We start from the raw sequence: 20375 nt of genomic DNA, 5'->3' as shown, positions 1-20375 counted from the left end.
GCGGCGACGGCCGCCACCGGGCGATCAGGCGCGGCGACGGCCGCGCCCGGGCGATCAGGCGCGGCGGCGACCCGCTCGACGGGAGCGGCCCCGGCGGGCGGCGAGCACGGCTGCCGTCCCGCCGACGACGAGTGCGAGCAGCCCGGCCAGCGGGACGATGACCCGCCAGTCCCCGTCGGCGACCCGACGCAGCGCGGTGCCGGCCGGCCCGCGCCACGGTGACGGCTCCGGACGGGCCGCCGCGGCGGCCGGGGCCGGCGCCGGCTCGGCCTTCGCGGCGTCCAGCTCGCCGGGCTCGACCAGCCGGCCGACGGAGGCGTCGCGAGGCAGCGAGAAGCCCCAGTCGAGCAGTTGGGCGCCCTGCTGCCAGCCCCGCATCGGCCGGGCCTCGGCCCCGAGCAGGGTGACCACCAGCCGACGACCGCCGCGCTGGGCGGCGCCGACGTAGCTGTGCCGGGCCAGCTCGGTGAACCCGGTCTTGCCGCCCAGCGCCCCCGGATAGCGGTAGATCAACTGGTTCTCGTTCTGGATCTGGAATCCGCCCTTCTTCAGCGCCGGCTGGGCCGGGATCTGCGCCCGCTCGGTCAGCGCGTACCGGCGGAACCGCTCGTCGGCGAAGCAGGCCCGGGCGATCAGTGCCAGGTCGTACGCGCTGGTGAACTGGCCCGGACCGTCCAGGCCGGACGGGGTGACGGCGTGGGTCTGCCGCGCGCCGAGCCGGCGGGCCTCGGCGTTCATCTCGGTGACCCCGGCCCGGGCGTTGCCGGCGCCCAGCCGGGCCAGCATGTTCGCCGCGTCGTTGCCGGACTGCAGCAGCAGGCCCAACCAGAGCGTCTCCACCGCGTACCGCCCGCCGACGAGCAGGCCGACGGCCGAGCTGCCCGGCTCGATGTCCAGGTCGGCGCGGGTGGCGACGGCCACCTGCTTCGGGTCGAGCCGGCTCAGCATGGTGGCGGCGAGCAGCAGCTTCTGGGTGCTGGCGGGGGTGCCGTACACGTGCGGCCCGCACGCGCCGAGCACGGCGCCGCTGTCCAGGTCGGCGACCAGCCAGGTGGTGGCGGTCACCGCCGGTGGCGCGGCGCTGCCGGGCGGGGCGACCAGCCCCGGAGCGGCCAGCGCGTCACCGCCGACGACCTGCTGGTCGGGCACCGGCTCCGGCGGGACGGGGCGCGGCGGCCGGGAGACCTTCGGCGCGGGCAGTCGGGGGCAGGGCGCGGTGGCCACCGGCGCGGCGTTGACCACGGGAGCGCCCTGCGCCGGGACGGGCGCCCCGGTGACGAGCAGGGTGACGGCGGTGGCGACGGCCAGGACCCGGGCTCTCATGAGGAGGCACCCTACCCAGCCCGGGACCCGGACCGGCGCGGCTCACCCGGCCGGTGACGCTGCGCCCAACCCGCGGCTGCGTGGCGTGGTCAGTCGACGCGGCGCAGCCACCACCGCTGCCAGGGGGTCTCCACCGCACGAGGGTGGTAGTGGGCACGCACCCACGCCACCGCCGGGCCCGGCGCGAGCCCGTCCAGCACCGCGAGGGCGGCCAGGGCGGTGCCGGTCCGGCCGATCCCGCCGCGACAGGCGACCTCGACGCGCTCGCCCGCGTACGCGCGCCGCCGGCCCTCGCGCAGCGCGTCGAGGGCGTCCGCCCGGTCCCGCGGGACCCAGAAGTCGGGCCAGTCGATCCGCCGGGCCGGCCAGGCCGGGTCGGGGCCGGGCGCGAGCAGCAGGGCGAAGTCGGCGGGTGTGCCGAGCGCCGCGACGCGACGCCCGCGCACGACAGCGCCGCCGGGGAGCGTGAGCAGGCCGGTCGGGTCGGCCCACGGTCGCGTCGGTGCCACGACGTCATTCTGCCTCGTGTTCCGGACGCGTGAGTGCCCGCCGGAGCGGGTCCGGCGGGCACTCACGATCGGCCGGGTCCTCCCCGGCGCGCCTCGGCTCAGCCGAGGCGACGGCGGCGCCAGGCCAGGGAGGCCAGCAGCAGGACCGCGCCGGCGGCGGCCAGGCCACCACCGAGCTTCAATGGCGTGCCGATGCTGTCACCGGTGACCGGCAGACCGCCGTGGTGCGGCGGCCGGGTCGTCGGCCGTCCGTGCACGGGCAGGACGGTGCCGGTGGCGCTGGCGATCCGACCCGACGTCAGCCCCGTGGCGGTGAAGGTGTGCCGGCCGGTACGCGTCGGCCGGTACTGCACGGTGAAGGCGCCGTCGCCGTCGGCCGTCACCGTGAAGGTGGTCGGCGCGGGCTGCGGCTGGGCGCGGTTGGGCGTGTAGGCGACCGCCGCCATCGCCACCGTGCTGCCGTCGCTGCGCCGCGCGGTCCCCTCGGCGGGGGCCGCGGCCGGGAGGTTCGAGATGGCGACGTCGATCCGCACCGTCTCGCCGGCCTGGAAGCCGGTGCCCCGGAGCGTGAAGGTCTCGCCGAGACGGATCGTCGTGGGCGACACCGTCAGCGCCGCGCCCGGCGGCACGTACGGTGGCTGCGGCTGCGCCGCGCCGGCCGCGGTCGGCACGGCCGCCACGGCCAGGCCGACCGTGAGCGCCATGATGATGCGGGATAGCCGCATGATGGATTCCCTCCTACTGTTCACAGCTTGGTGCGTTGACTGTTCGGGTGGTCCATGGGGTGACGGTGGGTGTGAGCACCAGTTCGGCACTGCCGGCGCCGGTCTGGCCGGTGAGCAGCGTGACGTCGAGGGTCCGGGTCTGCCCCGGCTTGGCCTCGACGGTCGCCACCGCCACCTGGCGGCGGCCGTGGGTTCCGCTACCCATCGCGGTGTCGCGTCCGTCCAGCCGTCCGGTGAGGACGGCGCCACCGGTCGGCGTGAACACCGAGACGAAGGTGCGTGGTGTGTACTTGTCGCCGGACATGGCCAGGCCGGTGACCGACCGGCTCAGTCCCGATCGCGGGGCGGTGGAGCCCACCGTGATCCGGAGCCGCAGCTCGCGGCGCCCGTCCGGCTGGCAGTCGCCGACCGTGAGGGTGGCCGAGAACCTCAGGTAGTAGCCGAGCTTCGCGCCGCTGCCGTCGTTGAGGAACACGCCGACCGTCGGCACCGTGTCCTTCTCCGGAAGCTGCCCGGCCAGCCGGCTGCCGGCGAGCGCGCGCTGCTCCTCAGGTCGGGCACTCCAGAACAATATCCGACGTTCACTGATTGAACGGTTGAAAACGGTCAAAAGTGACCGCGGATCCACCGTCTTGGTGAACATCGCATCGAAGACGCGGGCGGCCGCCGTGGCGAAGAACTCGTCCTGGGCATTCGTGTCCAGGTCCCGGTAGACGTCGCTGAGCAGGGTCCGCACCGCGGTGCTGCCGGCCAACGCCGGACCGCCGGGCACCGGCACCGGACCGATCGCGCCGAGCAGGTAGGACAACACCACCGGGTCGACGGCCAGCACCCCGTCCGCGGTGGTCCCGGTGCGGCGGCGCACCATCTCCCGGTAGAGCGCGGCGGCGGTCGGGAAGTCCGGATCGAGGTTGACGTCGGCCGGATACATCCCCGGCAGGTCCGCCCAGAGCCGGCGTGTCTCCGGCGCGACCTTGAGCGGCGGGTCGAAGAACTTCAACTCGGTCGACGTGCCCTGGGTGACCATCCGGATCCGCCCGTCCTCCGCCCGCAGCACGGCGTAGGCGCCGAACATGCCCCCGGTGGACCGCAACTCGGCCGGGTTCTGCGAGACGAGCAGGTAGGTGCGCGGGCCGCCGGCGCCGAGCAGCGGCGGCAGCAGGCGGGCGCCACGATCCGCGGCCGAGGTGAGCTCACCCAACTGCTCGAGCTCCGAACGCAGGGCGGTGACCGCGTCGCGCACCTGCGCCACCAGGTTTGTGGTCGGGACGGCCGCCAGCCGCTGCGCCGTCCGCCGGACCGCCTGGTCGGCGGTGGACACCTCCGCCGAGACCGCGCGCAGCCGGTTCAGGTCGAGCTTGCCCTGCTTCGGCACCAGCGAGGCGAGATCGACCCGGAGGAGGGTGGGAAAGGCGAGCCGGGCCAGGTCGTCCACCGCCACCGAGATCTCCCGCACGGCGGTGAGGTCGTCGCCGGCGTACGGCGTCCGCTGGCCGACCCACCAGACCGGATCCCCGGTCGCGCCGCGCGCCGCGGTGGCCTGCTCCTGCAGGGCGGCGAGGGTCCGCTGGGCGCGGGCCACGTCGCCGTCGAGCACCTGGGAGCTGAGTTCCTTGGCCAGCCCGGCGGCGTTCACCAGATGGGCACGGGCCTGCCAGCCCCGGAACGCGACCCAGCCTCCGGTGGTCAGCAGCACCGAGACCACGACCAGGCCGACGAGCAGGATCCGGCGGACCCGGGCCCGGCTACGCCGCCGCGAGCGCCGCCGCCGGCCAGGCGAAGCACCGCGTTCCGTCACTGTTCCCCCTACGTGTCGAACCGGACACCGAGCGCATTGACTGCTTTCTAGCACGAAAATGCAGGCGTTCGTCGGGTTTTGGGGTCCCTTGAAGCTTTATCGCCCCACTGCGAGGTTTGCTCGCTTCGCCATGGGGGTGGATGCCTCGCGTAACAAGCCCTCGATCCGGTCCACCCCGGCCCGCAGCGACATCTCCCGCAGGTAGGCGTCCCGACCGCGACGGCCCATCTCCACCCGCGCCGCCCGCGGGATGGCCGCGGCCAGCCAGAACCGGTCGGCCAGCGCGGCCCAGTCCTCCGGCGGGCAGGACAGCCCGGCGCGCGCCCGCTCCACCAGCTCGGCGGTGTCCCCGCCGGTCGAGGCGACCACCGGCGCGGCACAGGAGAAGGCGGCCTGCAGCTTGCCCGGCACGGTGCCGCGCAACTCGGGCACGTCGCGCTGCATGACGAGCTGGTAGTCGGCGGTCGCGTACAACTGCGGCATGTCCACCGGGGACCGCCACTCGACGAACCGGACGTTGTCGGCGCCGAGGTCGGCGGCGAGCCCCCGCACCCGCCGCTCCTGCGCACCGGAACCGACCAGGACCAGGTCCATCCGGTCGCCCAGCGCGGCCGCCGCGCGGACCGCGGTCTCCAGACCCTGCCGTACGCCGATCGTGCCGGCGTGCATCACCAGGCAGCGGTCGTCCCGGCGGATCAGGCGACGGGCCGCGGGACCGGGCTCGGCCGGGCGGAAGATCCGCTCGTCGGTCCAGTTGAGCACGGTACGCACCCGGTCCGGCCCCGCCCCGGCGGCGACCACCAGGTCGCGCATGGACGGCGCGGTGACCGCCACCGCGGCGGCCTCCCGGTAGAGCCGGCGCAGGCTCGTGTCGAACCGGTCCGACCAGCGCCGGTTCTCCCCCGGCCGGGACGGCTCCTCCCCCGTCCACACGTCCTGCACGTGCAGCACCGTCGGCACCCGGCCGAGCAGCCGCAGCAGACCCGCCGCGGCGAAGGTCACCGCCGGGTGCTGGAAGACGTAGAGGGCGTCGACGTCCCGCAGGTAGCGCCGCCCGGCGACCGCCACGCTGCCGGCGAAGGAGAGCCAGGCGGCCGTGCGCGCCCCGGGCGAGGCGTCGCCGCGGGCGTACCGGGGCACCCGACGGACGGTCAGCCGCTCGCTGTGGGTCTGGTGCCGCCACCGCTGTCGCCAACCGGGATAGACGTGACCACCCGGGTAGTCCGGGAAGCCGGTGAGCACCCGCACCTCGTGGCCGCGGGCCGCCAACTCCTCGGCCAGGCTGCCCGGGATGAACGCCGGCTCCGGCGGGAAGTGGTAGGACAGGATGCCGATCTTCATGGCCGCGCTCCCGGCGCGGCCTGCGAGACCGTCGCCGTCCGCACCGCGTACGATGCCCGCATCCCCTCTGCGTCCGGCCGCGACCGCCGGAAGAACGCCGTCGCGGCACCGCGTCCCGCGACCACGCCGACGAGAGGGGTGCAGATGGTCGACGGGGTGCTCTTCGTCTGCCACGCCAACATGTGCCGGTCCCCGATGGCCGAGTTCATCGCCCGCCGCCTGCTGGCCGACCTACCGGTGGTGGTGACCAGCGCCGGGACCGACGCGGTCGACGGCGCCGCCATGCACCCGTACGCCGTCGAGGTGGCGGCCGGCACCGGGGCCGACGCGGCGGCGTTCCGTACCCGCCGGCTGCGTCCGGAACACCTGGCCGGGGCGGCGCTGGTGTTGACCGCGACCCGGCGGCAGCGCTCGGCCTGCACCGCACTGGCCCCGGCGGCGCTGACCCGGACCTTCACGCTGCGCCAGTTCGCCCGGCTCGCCGCCGCGGCCGAACCGGCCGGGGCGACGGCGGACACGCCGCTGCGGGCGGCGGTGGCGGCGGCCGTCCGCGCCCGGGGGCGGATGCAACCCGCCGCCCCCGGCGCGGACGACCTGCGCGACCCGATCGGTGGCTCGCCGGCCGACTTCCGCCGCTGCGCCGAGGAGATCGAGCGGTCGATCCGGCCGGTGCTGGCGCTCATCGCGACAGCCGGGTGAGTTCCTGCGTCCGGTCGCCCACGGCCGGCTGCCCACCCCGCCGGGTGCCGGCCCGGTCCGTGGGCACGGACGGCGCGGCGGGCACGACGACCTTGTACGCCTCGTACTGATAGGCGTCCGCCTTGGCCACCTTGGCCATGTTGAGCACGCAGCCGAGCAGGCGCACCGAGACCGAGCTGAGCGCGTGCGCCGCCGCGGCCACCTGGCTGCGTGAGGTCCGCCCCTGCTGGGTGACCAGCAACGCGCCGTCGGCCTGCACCGCCACGACCACGCCGTCGGTGACCGCCAGCAGCGGCGCGGTGTCGATGACCACGATGTCCGCCGACTCGCGCAGCGCCACCAGCAGGTCGGCCATCGCCTTGGAGCCGAGCAGTTCGCTGGGGTTCGGCGGGGCGGCGCCACTGGGCAGCACCAGCAGCGACTTCTCGCCCCAACGCTGCACCACGTCACCGACCTGCACGTCGCCGACCAGCACGTCGGTGAGGCCGACGCCGCCGTCGAGGCCGAGGTAGTCGGCCACCTTGGGCCGGCGCAGGTCGGCGTCGATCAGCAGCACCCGCCACCCCGCCTCGGCCAGCGCGATGGCCGTGTTGCAGGCCATCGTGGTCTTCCCCTCGCCCTGCAACGCGCTGGTGACCGCGATGACCCGGGCCGGCTCGTGCACGTCCACGAAGCGCAGGTTGGTGCGCAGCTTGCGGACCGCCTCGGCCCGCGGCGAGTTGGCCGCGTCGCCGACGATCAACGGGGCCGCCTTCGCGCCGGACTCGAACGGGATCTCGCCCAACAGCGGGCTGCCGGTGACCCGCTGCAACGCGGCGGCGTCGCGCATCCGCACGTCGGCCAGCCCGCGCAGCACGGCGAGCGCGGCACCGGCCAGCAGGCCGAGCAGGCCGCCGAGGACCAGGTTGCGCACCGGCTGGGGGGACACCGGGCTGGAGGTCACCCGAGGGCCGCTCACCACCTCGATCTTGATCGGCGGGGACTTGCCGTCCGGCGGTGTCTCCACCTTCCGGACCAGCTCGGTGAACTTGGCCGCGAGCGTCTCGGTGGTCTTGAGCGCCCGGGTCTGGTCCGTGTCGGTGATGGTGGCCTTGAGCAGGACGGTGCCGGTGGTGGCGACGGTGGTGATCCGGTTGCGCACCTGGTCGGCGGTGAGGCCGAGCGGCGCCTCGGCCACCACGCTCTGCGCCAGCCGGTCACTGGTGAGCAGGTCGCCGTAGGACTTCACCCGCTGCTGGAGGAAGAGGCCGCCCTGGTACGCGTCGGTGACGCCCTGGCTGGGTGTGGTGACGAAGAACGTCACCGAGGCCTCGTAACGAGGCGCCGTCCGGACCGTCACCAGCGCGGCGGTGCCCAGCGCGAGCATCACCGTGACCAGCACGATCCACCAGTGGCGTCGGACCAGGCGCAGGTAGCCGAGAACGTCCATCACGCTCCCCCTCGCGACACGCCGGTCTGCCGATGAAACTGCACGAAAGCCCCCTAAAAACACCAGTAGCCGTGCCAGGATCGAATCGCCTATTCGCCACGTTAGGTGACTGGACGAATGTAAACGACCGAACAGGCACAGACGGTCTAAATCCTTTCAATCTGGATAGGACACCGAGGCAGCCCATGGATCGTGAAACCACCGCCGACGTCGTGCGACCCCGCGGACGAACCACCCACCGCGCCGCCACCCTCTCCCTGTTAACGCTGGACACGGCCGCGTGGTGCGGAGGATTTCTCGGCGCGGCGTGGACCCGGTACGAGTTCGACCTGACCGCCGCCCTCAGCGGCCGGATCCTCGGCGTGGCGCTCGCCTGCGCCGTGCTGTACGCGCTGCTCACGCTGCTGCGCTCGCGGGTCTACGGCCGCTACCCGATCGGCAGCGCCGGCGATGCCCGAGGACTGGCCGCCACCGTCGCGCTGGCCGCCCTGATCACCGTCGCCGGCGTGCTCCCCTGGGCCGAGCGACCGGTCCCCGCGACCACGCCGCTGGTCGGCGGCGCCGTCGCGCTGGTCCTGATGGCGACCGCCCGCGGACTGTGGCGGGCCCACGCCGACCGGCACCGACCGGCGGCGCGACACGCCGAGCGCTGCCTGGTCTACGGCGTCGACGCGGCCAGCGAACGGCTGGTCCGGGCGCTGCTGCACGACCCGGACAGCAGCTACCGGCCGGTGGGGCTGCTCGACGACGCCCCGGAGAGCCGGGGACTGCGGCTGGAGGGGCTGCGCGTGCTGGGCGGCCGGGAACAGGTCGGCGCCGTGATCCGCGCCACCCAGGCGCGTACCGTCATCTTCTCGATGAGCGGCTCGGACCCGCAACTGCTGCGCGACGTGCGGACCCGCACCCTCGAGGCCGGGGCCGCGTTCAAGGTCCTGCCCCCGGTGCGTGAGCTGCTCGACCGGCCGGTCGCCGCCACCGACGTCCGCGACCTCCAGCTCACCGACCTGCTGGGCCGCGCCCAGCGGGTGGCCGAGCTGACCGTCGAGCGCGGCGGGCTGGCCGGCCGGCGGGTGCTGGTCACCGGCGCGGGCGGCTCGATCGGCTCGGAGCTGTGCCGGCAGATCGCCCGCTGCGAGCCGGACGAGCTGATGATGCTCGACCGGGACGAGTCCGCGCTGCACGCGCTCCAGATGTCGCTGCACGGCCGCGCCCTGCTGGACGGCCCCGAACTGATCCTGGCCGACATCCGGGACGCCGAGGGGATCGCCCGGATCGTCGCCGACCGGCAGCCCGACGTGGTGTTCCACGCCGCCGCCCTGAAGCACCTGACCATGCTCCAGCGACACCCGGGCGAGGCGATCAAGACGAACATCCTGGGCACGCTGAACGTGCTGGAGGCGTGCCGGGACGTCGCCGAGTTCGTCAACATCTCCACCGACAAGGCGGCGAACCCGACCAGTGTGCTGGGCTACTCGAAGCGGATCACCGAACGGCTCACCGCCCACCAGGCCGAGCGGATGGACGGCACCTACCTCAGTGTCCGGTTCGGCAACGTGCTCAGCAGCCGGGGGTCGGTGCTGACCGCGTTCCAGGCCCAGATCCGGGCCGGAGTGCCGATCACGGTCACCCACCCCGACGTGACCCGCTACTTCATGACCGTTCAGGAGGCCGTGCACCTGGTCCTGCAGGCCGCGACGATCGGACGCGGCGGCGAGGCGCTGGTGCTCGACATGGGCGAGCCGGTGCGGATCGCCGACGTGGCCCGCCGGCTCGCCGCCGAGGCGGACCACCCGGTCGACATCGTCTACACCGGGCTGCGGCCGGGCGAGAAACTGCACGAGCACCTGTTCGGCGCCGACGAGGTGGACACCCGCCCGCTGCACCCGCTGATCTCGCACGTACCCGTGCCGGCGCTCGACCCGGACGAGGTGCGCGCGCTCGACCCGTACGCCGACCCCGATGAGTTGATCAAGCGGATGGCGGCGTTCTGCGAGGCGATCGGCTCCTCCCTGCCGGCCCTGCCGGGACAGCGCTGAGCCACCGACGGTGGGACGCCCCGTTCACCTGATGAGAGGAGCGTCCCACCGGCTCGGCTCGCCGACGACCGGAACCGCCGTTAGGGTTGACCATGGTGTGCCGGGAAGCCTGGTCGGCGATTCCGTCGTCGACCCCTGCTCCCGATCGGATGCCGCATGCCCGACCGCACCCCGCAGTCTCCCCGTCTGTTGTCCCGCCGCTCCTGGCCCGAGGCCCGCTTCCTGGCCGACGTGCTGCGCACCGAGACGGTCGGCGGCGGGCTCCTGCTGCTCGGCGCGGTCATCGCCCTGGTCTGGGCCAACTCACCGTGGCGCGCGGCGTACGCGGCGCTGGGCGACTGGGTTCCCTGGCCCGGCGGCGCGTCGCTGCACCTCGACCTCAGCCTCGCCACCTGGGCGGCGGACGGGCTGCTGGCGATCTTCTTCTTCGTGGTCGGGCTGGAGCTCAAGCGCGAGTTCGTCGCCGGTGATCTGCGTGACCCGCGACGCGCCCTCCTGCCGGTGGTGGCCGCGATCGGCGGCATGGCGGCGCCGGCGCTGATCTACCTGGCGGTGACGTCGAGCGCCGGCGGCGCCGGCGCGCGGGGGTGGGCGATCCCCACCGCCACCGACATCGCGTTCGCACTCGCCGTGCTGGCCGTGGTCAGCTCGCACCTGCCGCAGGGGCTGCGGGCCTTCCTGCTCACCCTCGCGGTGGTCGACGACCTCTTCGCGATCACCATCATCGCGATCTTCTACACCGCCGACTTCCACCCGCTGCCCCTGCTCGGCGCGCTGCTGCCGATCGCCGCGTTCGGACTGCTGGTGCAGCGGCGGCGGACCTGGTGGTGGGCGCTGATCCCGCTGGCGGTGACGGCCTGGACGCTGGTGCACGCCTCCGGTGTGCACGCCACGGTGGCCGGGGTGCTGCTCGGCTTCACCGTCCCGGTCCTGCCCAGCCGGAGCGGGGCGCCCGGGCTGGCGGAGCGACTGGAGCACCGATGGCGGCCCGTCTCCGCCGGCTTCGCCGTGCCCCTGTTCGCCTTCTTCGCCGCGGGCGTGACCCTGGTCGGCGTGGACCTGGGCGAAACCCTCACCAACCCGGTGGTGGTGGCGGTGGCGGCCGGTCTGGTGCTGGGCAAGGTCGTGGGGGTGTTCGGCTCGACCTACCTGCTCGCCCGGTTCACCCGCGCGGAACTGGACGAGGAGATCACCTGGGCGGACCTGGTGGGCCTGGCGCTCCTCGCCGGCATCGGCTTCACCGTGTCACTGCTCATCGGTGAGCTGGCGTTCGGCGCGGGAAGTCCCGAGGAGGACGGCGTCAAGGTGGCCGTGCTGCTCGGCTCGGTGGTCTCCGCCGCTCTGGCCGCCCTGGTGCTGGTCCGGCGCAACCGGGTCTACCGGCGGATCAGCGAGCGGGAGAGCCGCGACGACGACGGCGACGGCATTCCGGACGTCTACCAGCAGGAATCCGCCTGACGCGAAGGCGCCGGCCGCCGACCCCGGTGCGGGATCGACGGCCGGCGTCGCGGGCGTCAGCGCCGGCGCTCGGCCGGACGGGCCTCGCGCTCGTCCTGGGTCTCCTCCTCGAGCGCGTCGGCGACCGGCTCGGTCAGATCGTCACCGGGCACCGCGACCTGCTCGGCGCGGTCCCGCTCGTCCGCGCGTCCGCCGGCCGGCGGCTCCGGGGCGGTCGCACCGCCTGCGAAGCCGTACTCGTTGGGCTCGTCGTGCCTGCTCATGCGCGGAACCTCCCGGTCGTCCGAATCCTGGCGGCGGCGCGCCACGGCGCCGCCTCCCGGACACTTACCCACCGGGACCGGGCCCGATCATCCGAACGCCACCGGCGTCAGTTCAGCTCCCTGATCGCCTCGAAGACCAGCCACAGGCCGCAGATGGCGAAGAGCACGGCGGCGCCGTAGCGGATCGCCCGTTCCGGCAGGTGCCGGCCGAGCATCCGGCCCACCAGGATCGCCAACGCGTCCGCGGCGACCATGCCGAGCGTCGACCCGAGCCAGGTGCCGAACCAGCCGTACTTGGTCGCCAACGTGATGGTGGCGAGCATGGTCTTGTCACCCAGCTCGGCCAGGAAGAACGCCACACCGACCGCGACGATCGCCGACTTGGTGCTGCGCTCGACCTTGCGCTTCTCCTCCTCGGTCAGCTTGTCGCCGCGCAGCGTCCAGGCGCCGAAGCCGAGGAACGCCAGGCCGGCGATGAGCGAGATCCACCCGGTGGGCAGGGCCGCGTTCAGGCCGTAGCCGATGGCCACCGAGGCGAGGTGGACGACCGCTGTGGCGATCGTGATGCCGATGAGCACCGGCACGGGCCGGAAACGCGTGGCGAACGTCAGGGCCATGAGCTGGGACTTGTCCCCCAGCTCGGCGACGAAGATGACGCCGAAGCTGACCACCAGCGCGACGAGGAAACCCTCCATGTGAACCTTCCCGATCAAGCCGGGAGGAGAGACAGGGGCGCCCTCGACCCGGCTGCGACAGCCTGAGTCGAAGGTCTCGCCCGCCCCGGGAACCGAGGCCGCGTGGCCGGATGCGGAACGCACCAGTGTGTCGACCACGACATTGGGGGCTACTCCCCTTCGCGCCGCCAGCCTAGCCGATCACCCGCGGGCCCGGTCGCCGGGTGTGGTCGCGGCCTCAGTCGGCCCGGGCCAGGCTCACCCCGAACAGGCCGTCGGGGTCGGTCCAGAACGCCTGCCGGTCGAACCCGGCGGCAGTCAGCTCGGTCGCGATCCCCTCCGGGCGAAACTTCGCCGAGACCTCGGTGCGCAGCTCCTCACCCTCGGCGAACGCCACGTCCAGGTCGAGCACCCGCGCCCGGGTCGGACGCTCGGCGCGCAACCGCATCTCGATCCACTCCCGCTCCGGGTCCCAGCGCGCCACGTGGCGGAACGCGCCGAGGTCGAAGTCCGCGCCCAGCTCCCGGTTGATCACGCGGAGCACGTTGCGGTTGAACTCGGCCGTCACGCCCGCCGCGTCGTCGTAGGCGGGCACCACCACGGCCGGGTCCTTGACCAGGTCGGTGCCGACCAGCAGCCAGTCGCCGGCCTCCAGCGCCGCGCGCATCGCGGTGAGGAACTCGGCCCGCTCCACCGGCAGCAGGTTGCCGATCGTGCCGCCGAGGAACGCCACCAGGCGCCGGCCACCGGTGGGCAGCCGGTCCAGGTGGCGGGTGAAGTCACCGACGATCCCCCGCACCCGCAATCCCGGGTACGCGGCGGCGATCTGCTCGGTGGACTGCCGCAGGGCGCTGACCGAGACGTCCAACGGCACGAAGGTGCCCAGGTCGCCGTGCCGGGTGAACGCGTCCAACAGCAGCCGGGTCTTCTCCGACGAGCCCGACCCCAGCTCGATCAGCGTCTTCGCCCCGGTGGTCGTGGCGACGTCGTCGGCGTGCGCGGCGAGGATCGCCCGCTCGGCCCGGGTCGGGTAGTACTCCGGCAGGCGGGTGATCTCCTCGAACAGCTCGCTGCCCCGGGCGTCGTAGAACCACTTCGGCGGCAGCCACTTCGGTGCGGCGCTCAGCCCGACCCGTACGTCCTCCCGCAGCCCTCGGTCGAGGTCCTGCTCCTCCAGGTGGATCTCCAGCGGTTCCGCGCCCATCACGTGTCCTCTCTGTCCTACCGGTGGAATCGGCCGGTCAGGCGGTGGTCGGTTCCCGGATGTCGAGCCCGGCCGTGGTGGCCACCACGAGCCGCCCGTCCGGCACCGGCTGCCAGTCGGGGTGGTCGTCGAACGGTTCGGAGGCCAGCAGGACCGAACCCGGCCCGCGTCGTACGGACAGCGCGTGCCCGGCCACGCTGGCGACGACCGTCGTGCCGTCGGTGAGCAGCAGGTTCAGCCGGGAGCCGGGAGCGGCCGCGGCGACCGCCGCGACGGTGTCGGCCACCGCCTCGTCGAGCGCCGCGCCGCCGCGCAGCCGGTGCCGGACCAGCGCCCAGAGCAGGGCCGAGTCGGTGGGCACCTCCAACGTGAGCAGGTCACGCACGGGCAGACCCTCGGCCAGCGGGACGAGGCTGTCCGGCCAGCCGCGCACCACGCCGTTGTGGCTGAACAGCCAGCGCCCCTCGGCGAACGGCGCGGCGGCGGTCTCGTGCAGCGGCATCCCCACCGTGGCGGAGCGGACGGCGGCCAGCACCGCCCCGGTCGACGTCACGGCGGCCAGCTCCGGCAGGGTGGTGTCGCTCCACATCGGCTGGGCCCGCCGGTAGCGGACCGGGTCGCCGCCGCCCGGGTACCAGCCGACGCCGAAGCCGTCGGCGTTGATGGTGCCGCCGCCGCGCATGTCCCGCGGCGCCCAGGACTGTCGCAGCAGCCCGTACGGCGGGTCGAACAGGAGGCTCCCCAGGGGCACCGGTGGACCGAGGTACGCGAGGTGGCGGCACATCGGGCCGGCTCACTCCTCTCCGCCGGCGTCGCGGGCACAGCGGAATCCGCTGAAGATCTGCCGCCGGATCGGGTAGTCCCAGTTGCGGAACGTGCCCCGGCAGGCGGCCCGGTCGGTGCCGAACGAGCCGCCGCGCAGCACCCGGTGGTCGTCGCCGAAGAAGACCTCCGAGTATTCCCGGTAGGGGAACGCGGTGAATCCCGGATGCCCGCGGAACGCGGACGACGTCCACTCCCACACGTCGCCGACGAGCTGGTGCACGCCGAGCGGCGAGGCGCCGTCCGGGTACGCGCCGACCGGCGCCGGCCACAGGTGCCGCTGGCCGAGGTTGGCGTGGTCGGTGGTCGGGTCCTGGTCGCCCCACGGGTAGCGGCGGGAGCGGCCGGTCGCCGGATCCCACCGGGCGGCCTTCTCCCACTCCGCCTCGGTGGGCAGCCGCCGGCCCGCCCAGGCCGCGTACGCCTGGGCCTCGTACCAGCAGACGTGCACCACCGGCTCGTCGTCGCGGACCGTGGACCAGCGGCCGAACCGGCGGTACGCCCACCCGTCGCCGTCGCGCCGCCAGTGCAGCGGCGCGCTCAGGTCCGCCTCGACCCGGTGCCGCCAACCGGCCTCGCTCCACCAACGCGGCTCGTCGTAGCCGCCGTCGGCGATGAACGCGCGGTACTGCCCGTTGGTGACCGGCGCCGCGTCGATGGCGTACGCGGGCAGGTCGACCGTGTGCGCGGGCCGCTCGTTGTCCAGCGCCCACGGGTCGGTCGAGGTGCCCATGGTGAACGGGCCGGCCGGCACCAGCACCTCCCCGCCGACCCGGGTCCGGGGCTCGGGTGGGGGCGGGGCGTCCAGCACCGGCGCTCCGGCACGCAGTTGGTGGGTGGCGAGCATGGTCTCGTCGTGCTGCTGCTCGTGCTGCACGATCATGCCGAACGCGAAACCGTCCTCGACCAGCCGGCGGTCGGTGAAGCTGATGCCGTCGAGCAGGTCGTGGACCTTGTCCCGGACCGTGCGCACGTAGGCACGCGCCTCGGCCGGGGGCAGCAGCGGCAGCGCGGGCCGGTCCTTGCGCGGTTGTTTGAAGGCGTCGTAGAGGTCGTCGATGTCGCGGCGCACGGGCTCACGGCCGCCGACGTCGCGGACGAGCCACAGCTCCTCCTGGTTGCCCACGTGCGCCAGGTCCCAGACCAGCGGCGACATGAGTGTGGAGTGCTGCCGGACCAGGTCGTCGTCGTCCACCGCGTCGGTCAGCAGGGCGGTGCGGGCGCGGGTGCGCTCCAACTCCGCGGCGATCCGGCCGCGCAGCTGCTCGGCGTCCGTACCCGGGCGCTCGGTCGTGGTCACCGGTGTCCCCTCTCCGCGACGGCACGGCGCCGCCGGATCTCTCGGTCGATCTCGTCGTGCAGCCCGGCCGGCAGGTCGAGCCGGGGCAGGGCCGCGAGGGCCAGGTCGAACAGGGTCGCCGCGGCGGTCGCCAGCGGGCGCTCGGCCAACCCGCGCCGGGCCGCCGCGCTCCACCGGTCGGCCACCGGCCCGGCCGCGGCCAGCGCCTGCCTGGTGGTCGCCGGGTCGGCGAAGAGCGCGGCCAGCACCGCCAGCGGTACGGTCCACTCCCGCCCGGGCTGGGCGTCCAGATAGCGCAGCTCGAGGTAGCCGCGCGGGCGCACCGGCGGGAACAGCGTGCTGAGGTGGTAGTCGAGGTCGTCGGTGGTGGGTGGGCGGTCGAGCGCCCCGGCCAGCCAGTCGGCGAAGGTGACGCCCGGCGGCGTGGACCAGTCCGGGCCGTCGTCACGGACGCAGAGCAGCGGCGCGGCCAGCGCGTACTCGGTCCAGGCCGCCACCGGGTCACGGTCGGCGCGGCCCGGTGACCAGACCGGGCGGGTACGCGCCGGGTCGATGGCCAGCCAGGCGGCCATCCGGGCGGACACCCAACCGGTGCGCCGGCCGGCGTGCCGGTCGGCGGTGGCGAAGGCGGCCAGCAGCGGTGGCCCGACGGCGTGCGCGGTGGCCCACCGCTCGGCCACCTGCCCGGGCTCGCCGACGTCCAGGCAGACCTGGAGCCCGGCCGTGCTGTACATCATGGCCCGCCCGGCCGGGCCCCGCCGGTCGAAGACGCGGCGCATGGCGCGGTAGCGCGGAGTTTCCACGACCGGTCGCGGGGACCGCCAGGGATCCATCCCGGTGCGTCCCAGCACCAGTCCGGCGGCGTCCAGCAGGGCGCGCAGCTCGGCGACGTCGGCCTCGGTGGCCAGGATGAGCGCGGCGACCGACGGTCGCGCCGCGGCGGAGATCTCCACCTGCCCGCCGGGCTCCACGGTCACGGTACCGCCGCGCCGGAGCTCGTCGGCCGGGCTGGTGGGGTCGACGGTGACGGGGCTGTGCCGTCCCAACGCCTCGCGCAGTCGCTCGCGGTCGACCCGACGGGTCGGGTCCGCGGCGTCGTGCACGGTCCATTCCAGTTCGACGCCGGTGAGCGTGGGTGGCCCGGTCTTGAAGCAGATGCGGGCCAGATGCCCGCGGGCCGCGGCCTCGTCCCCCAGGACGGTGACCCGGTCCAGCTCCGGCGACATCACCACGTGACGGCTCCTCTCCCGGAGACGGACGACGTCGTTGTCGCCCGGGACCCGGCCGGGTTCGGCACGGGTCCGCGCGTCCCCCCATCCTCTGTCTAGCAGACGGATTTCGCGCGCCCGGGAAGATGAAATTTTGTCCGGAATCCGATTGCGCCGGACGCTCAGTCCTGGTCGTCGTCCTCGTCGTCGGGCGGGCCCGGAGGCTTCGACTTCGACTTCGACTCCGGGGTGGGCTTGGGCTTGGGCGGCTTCCCGGCAGCCGACGGCTCCAGCGCCCGGCAGTAGCCCTCGACCCGGTCGGCGCCACCGGCGGCGGCCACCAGCTCGGCGAAGCCGGGGGTGGTCAGGGCCTTGGCGCGCTGCGGCTCCGGCTTCGCCAGATAGGCGCGGCAGTGACCGGCGAGCCGGCGGTCGACCGGCGGCGCGGTGGCCGAGCGCGACGGCGGCGGCGGCGCCGGGGACGTCGCCGCGCCGGACGCCTCACCGGTCGGGGTGCTGGGGGCCGGTCGCGACGGGCCGGCGCCGGACGGGCCGGCGCCGGACGGGCCCGCCGTGGTCGGTACCGGCGGGGCCGTCGGCTCCTGGTTCCGGTCGAGACCCACGGCCGCGAAGGCCACCCCGGCGACCGCGGTGGCGGCGAGCCCGGACAGCGCGGCGGCGACCCGGAGACGCCGGCGGGCGCGTGGCGCGGGGGCCGGCGGGGGCGCCGCGCGGGCGGCCCGGAACGCGGCGAGTGCCCGTTCCTCGCCGGCGAGTTCGTCGGCGGAGGCCGGGGCGGCCGCGGCGGCGAGCAGCCGGATCAGGGGATCGCCGTCGTCGGGCGCCGGCGCGCCGAGGCGTGCCGCGTCGAGAAGGCGGTCGGATTCCGCCCGGTCGTCGGGCCGGCGCGGGTGCATGCCGTCTCTCCTCACGTCAGCCCTCCGCCGGCTCGGCCTCGGGCGCGTGCGGCGCGCGGCGGTCGGTGCGGGGGCGGGGCGCGGACGTCTCCCGGACACCGTTCGGGACGCCGTCGGCCGAGCGCTCCAACATCGCCGCCAGGCGGCGCAGCCCGCGGTGGGCGGCGGTACGCACCGCGCCGGCGCGCCGGCCCAGCACCCGCCCGGCGGTCTCCGCGTCGAGGCCGATGACGGCCCGCAGCATCACCGCCTCGGCCTCGGCTGGCGGCAACGTGCGGATCAGCGCCAGCGCGCTCTCGGTGCCGATCGCCTCCCCCGCCCGGTCGGCGGTGTCGGCGTCCGAGGCCAGGTCGTTGAGGGCCTGCACGGGCACCGGCACGGCGGGTCGCCGTCGTTGCCGGCGCAGGTGGTCCATGGCCCGGTTACGGGCGACGGTCACCGCCCAGGCCCGGAACTCGCCGCCGGTGAACGACGGCAGGTCGCGCGAGATCTGCAGCCAGGTCTCCGACGCCACGTCCTCGGCGTCGGCGCCGACCAGGGCGGTGAGGTAGCGCAGCAGGGCCGGCTGGAGGCTGCGGTAGAGGTGACGGAACGCCTCCTCGTCGCCCGCCCGCGCGGCGGCGACCGCCTCGTTCAGGTCCGGGGTCACGGGCGCCGCCCCGGCGGAACCGGGGTCGCCGGCCGGGCGTCGGCCCACGCGGGGCACCGCACCGTCATTCGCACCCCCGCCCCCCGCTGAGCTGATCGGCACCGGCCCGGGACCGATGCGCATGGACACTGCCGCGCAGCGCGGCCGTCGGCGGACATACCGTACCGACGTCGTGGGGCGGCCGGGAGCCGGGCCAACGCTAGGAGGGGATCCCGCTGACCGGCAAGCCACGAAGAGCCGGGAAAAGGGAGAGAAATGTCTACCGAGTGGATCGGCGTGTCGGTGTAACGAAGACCACCGCCCGGTCGCTGCCGATCCGGAGGAAACGGGCGGTTCCCGACTCACCGAGCCGGACATCCGCCGCCGTCCGGACACATTCTGGCCGATCGTACCCGGTCGGTCACGGTGCGCCCACGGCCGAAACCGGCCTCGGCCGTTCGGATGATCGGGCCGGAACCGCTCGCCGGCCGCGACGGGAGAGATCGCGGGAAATACTCCGGGGCCGCGGTGGGTACGGTATGGGAATGCTCACCTCCGACGTCGTACTCAGCGGTCGGTACCGCCTGGAAGACCGTGTCGCCACCGGCGGCATGGGCGACGTCTGGCGTGCCACCGACCTGGTGCTCGGTCGGCCGGTCGCGGTGAAGGTGCTCCTTCCCGCGCTGGTTTCCGATCCCGACTTCATCGCCCGGTTCCGCTCCGAGGCGCGGATCATGGCGTCGTTGCGCCACCCCGGCGTGGTGCAGGTGTTCGACTGCGGCGAGGACGAACTGCCCGACGGCAGCCGGGCCGACTACCTGGTCATGGAGTTCGTCGCCGGTGAGCCGCTGTCCCGGCGGATCGAGGCGGCCGGGCAGCTCGAGGTCGCCGAGACCATGTCGATCGTGGCCCAGGTGGCCCAGGCGCTGCACGGGGCGCACGGCCGCGGCATCGTCCACCGCGACGTCAAGCCGAGCAACCTGCTGGTGCAGGAGGACGGCACGGTGGTCCTGGTCGACTTCGGGGTGGCCCGGTCGACCAACGTCACCAGCATCACCAGCACGAACGCGGTGCCCGGCACCGCCCTCTACATGGCCCCCGAGCAGGCCGCCGGCCGCCCCGTCTCGGGCGCCACGGACGTCTACGCGCTCGGCGCGGTCGCCTACTGCTGCCTCACCGGCAGCCCGCCGTTCACCGGGGACAACCCGCTCCAGGTCGCGGTGCGGCACCTCGACGACGCGCCGCCGGAGCTGCCGGCGGAGATCCCGGCGGCGGTGCGCGAGCTGGTCGCCCGGGCGCTGGCGAAGGACCCGGCCGACCGCTACCCGAGCGCCGCCGCGATGGCCGACGCGGCCCGGGCGGCGCGCGCCGAGTCGCCCGCCGCGACGGTGCCGGTCGCCCTGCGCGGCGCGGCCGGGCCGGGGCGGACCCGCGACGACCAGCCGGTCGCCCGGCCGGCCGCCGCGGTCGCGCCGGCGCGCCGCCGCAGTCGTCGCGGCACCCTGGTCGGCGCACTGGGCGCCGTGCTGGTGGCGGTGACCGCGCTGGGCGCGCTGGTGGCCGCCGCCAAGGACGCGGAGGCGCCGGCCACCCAGCTCGATTCCACGGCGCCCGCGGTGGCGCCGAGTAACTCCGTCGCCGACACCGCCGTCACCGAGGGGCCGTCGACGGTCGAGGACGACTACACCTACCGCCCGGTCGGCCCGGGCGGCAAGCCCTCGGCGTCCACCTCGGTGACGCCGAGCGCCTCGCCGAGCGCCTCGGGCCAGCCCAGCCCGTCGAGCGCCCCGTCGACGCCGCCGACCGCGCCCAGCAGCCCGCCGGCCACCAGCTCGACGCCGACCGATCCTGCCACGCCGACCGAGACCACCACCACGACCGCCCCCGCCGGCGGTGGCGAGGGTGAAGGCGAGGGCGGGACCGGCGGCCAACCCGTCTCCCGCCCCTGAGCGATCCGGGCCGGCCCGACCGCGCGTCGGGACCGACCCGTCCGCAGGCACGCACCGGGCCGGTCCTGCCGTCGAGGCGGGACCGGCCCGTC

The 20375-nt window shown here is 74.8% G+C and carries 18 protein-coding genes; 4 read left to right on the top strand and 14 right to left on the bottom strand.

The genetic code is table 11. From position 1 onward, the window contains the following. Positions 1–54: 54 nt before the first annotated feature. The 5 genes from GA0070622_RS17055 to GA0070622_RS17035 form a co-directional block, all read right to left on the bottom strand. Complete coding sequence (locus GA0070622_RS17055) at positions 55–1323, bottom strand: D-alanyl-D-alanine carboxypeptidase family protein (protein WP_091574212.1); 1269 nt, start codon at positions 1321–1323, stop codon at positions 55–57. Between the two features lie 89 nt (positions 1324–1412). Continuing rightward, a complete protein-coding gene (locus GA0070622_RS17050; protein ID WP_091574211.1) occupies positions 1413–1832 on the bottom strand; it encodes a protein-tyrosine phosphatase family protein in 420 nt (139 codons plus the stop codon). A 98-nt stretch (positions 1833–1930) separates the two neighbouring features. Then, the gene (locus tag GA0070622_RS17045; protein WP_091574210.1) at positions 1931–2557 is read right to left on the bottom strand and encodes a hypothetical protein; all 627 of its coding nucleotides are present in this window, start codon (positions 2555–2557) and stop codon (positions 1931–1933) included. A gap of 13 nt (positions 2558–2570) precedes the next feature. Next, positions 2571–4355 (bottom strand): DUF4012 domain-containing protein, encoded by a 1785-nt coding sequence (locus GA0070622_RS17040; protein ID WP_091574209.1) that lies wholly within the window; start codon positions 4353–4355, stop codon positions 2571–2573. 96 nt (positions 4356–4451) lie between these two features. Further along, a complete protein-coding gene (locus GA0070622_RS17035) occupies positions 4452–5696 on the bottom strand; it encodes a glycosyltransferase family 4 protein (protein ID WP_091574208.1) in 1245 nt (414 codons plus the stop codon). Between the two features lie 144 nt (positions 5697–5840). Between GA0070622_RS17035 and GA0070622_RS17030 the strand changes: the two genes are divergently transcribed. Then, positions 5841–6395, top strand: a complete 555-nt coding sequence (locus tag GA0070622_RS17030; protein WP_091577562.1) for an arsenate reductase/protein-tyrosine-phosphatase family protein — start codon at positions 5841–5843, stop codon at positions 6393–6395. Here the strand turns inward: GA0070622_RS17030 and GA0070622_RS17025 are convergent. Continuing rightward, positions 6376–7824 carry a tyrosine-protein kinase domain-containing protein gene (locus tag GA0070622_RS17025; RefSeq protein ID WP_091574207.1) on the bottom strand — a complete coding sequence of 483 codons (1449 nt, stop codon included), beginning with the start codon at positions 7822–7824 and terminating at the stop codon, positions 6376–6378. The two genes, GA0070622_RS17030 and GA0070622_RS17025, sit on opposite strands and share 20 nt — an antisense overlap. Positions 7825–8009: 185 nt before the next feature. Here GA0070622_RS17025 and GA0070622_RS17020 point away from each other — a divergent pair, with 185 nt between their 5' ends. Beyond that, positions 8010–9860 carry a nucleoside-diphosphate sugar epimerase/dehydratase gene (locus tag GA0070622_RS17020; protein ID WP_091574206.1) on the top strand — a complete coding sequence of 617 codons (1851 nt, stop codon included), beginning with the start codon at positions 8010–8012 and terminating at the stop codon, positions 9858–9860. A gap of 156 nt (positions 9861–10016) precedes the next feature. Further along, positions 10017–11318 (top strand): Na+/H+ antiporter NhaA, encoded by a 1302-nt coding sequence (gene nhaA, locus GA0070622_RS17015; RefSeq protein WP_091574205.1) that lies wholly within the window; start codon positions 10017–10019, stop codon positions 11316–11318. 56 nt (positions 11319–11374) lie between these two features. Here the strand turns inward: nhaA and GA0070622_RS17010 are convergent, their stop codons facing one another. The 8 genes from GA0070622_RS17010 to GA0070622_RS16975 form a co-directional block, all read right to left on the bottom strand. Next, entirely contained in the window at positions 11375–11581 is a 207-nt protein-coding gene (locus GA0070622_RS17010; protein WP_091574204.1) for a hypothetical protein, read from the bottom strand. A gap of 107 nt (positions 11582–11688) precedes the next feature. Beyond that, positions 11689–12276 (bottom strand): TMEM165/GDT1 family protein, encoded by a 588-nt coding sequence (locus GA0070622_RS17005; protein ID WP_091574203.1) that lies wholly within the window; start codon positions 12274–12276, stop codon positions 11689–11691. Between the two features lie 217 nt (positions 12277–12493). After that, the gene (egtD, locus tag GA0070622_RS17000) at positions 12494–13459 is read right to left on the bottom strand and encodes an L-histidine N(alpha)-methyltransferase (protein ID WP_091574202.1); all 966 of its coding nucleotides are present in this window, start codon (positions 13457–13459) and stop codon (positions 12494–12496) included. A 37-nt stretch (positions 13460–13496) separates the two neighbouring features. After that, the gene (gene egtC, locus GA0070622_RS16995) at positions 13497–14243 is read right to left on the bottom strand and encodes an ergothioneine biosynthesis protein EgtC (protein WP_091574201.1); all 747 of its coding nucleotides are present in this window, start codon (positions 14241–14243) and stop codon (positions 13497–13499) included. A 9-nt stretch (positions 14244–14252) separates the two neighbouring features. Next, a complete protein-coding gene (egtB, locus tag GA0070622_RS16990) occupies positions 14253–15581 on the bottom strand; it encodes an ergothioneine biosynthesis protein EgtB (RefSeq protein WP_091574200.1) in 1329 nt (442 codons plus the stop codon). Further along, complete coding sequence (gene egtA / locus GA0070622_RS16985; RefSeq protein ID WP_091574199.1) at positions 15578–16813, bottom strand: ergothioneine biosynthesis glutamate--cysteine ligase EgtA; 1236 nt, start codon at positions 16811–16813, stop codon at positions 15578–15580. Before egtA ends, egtB begins: the two co-directional genes overlap by 4 nt. Positions 16814–16971: 158 nt before the next feature. Next, positions 16972–17706, bottom strand: a complete 735-nt coding sequence (locus GA0070622_RS16980) for a hypothetical protein (protein WP_245666374.1) — start codon at positions 17704–17706, stop codon at positions 16972–16974. Positions 17707–17722: 16 nt separating this feature from the next. Beyond that, positions 17723–18355, bottom strand: a complete 633-nt coding sequence (locus tag GA0070622_RS16975) for an RNA polymerase sigma factor (RefSeq protein WP_091577560.1) — start codon at positions 18353–18355, stop codon at positions 17723–17725. A 524-nt stretch (positions 18356–18879) separates the two neighbouring features. Here GA0070622_RS16975 and GA0070622_RS16970 point away from each other — a divergent pair. Then, positions 18880–20283: a serine/threonine-protein kinase gene (locus GA0070622_RS16970; protein ID WP_176558779.1), complete on the top strand. Its 1404-nt coding sequence runs from the start codon at positions 18880–18882 to the stop codon at positions 20281–20283. Positions 20284–20375 lie beyond the last annotated feature (92 nt).

The organism is Micromonospora sediminicola (assembly GCF_900089585.1).
GTDB classification, from domain to species: domain Bacteria; phylum Actinomycetota; class Actinomycetes; order Mycobacteriales; family Micromonosporaceae; genus Micromonospora; species Micromonospora sediminicola.
Note: the sequence above shows the minus strand (reverse complement) of the source record. Positions and strands in the feature narration are given on the sequence as shown.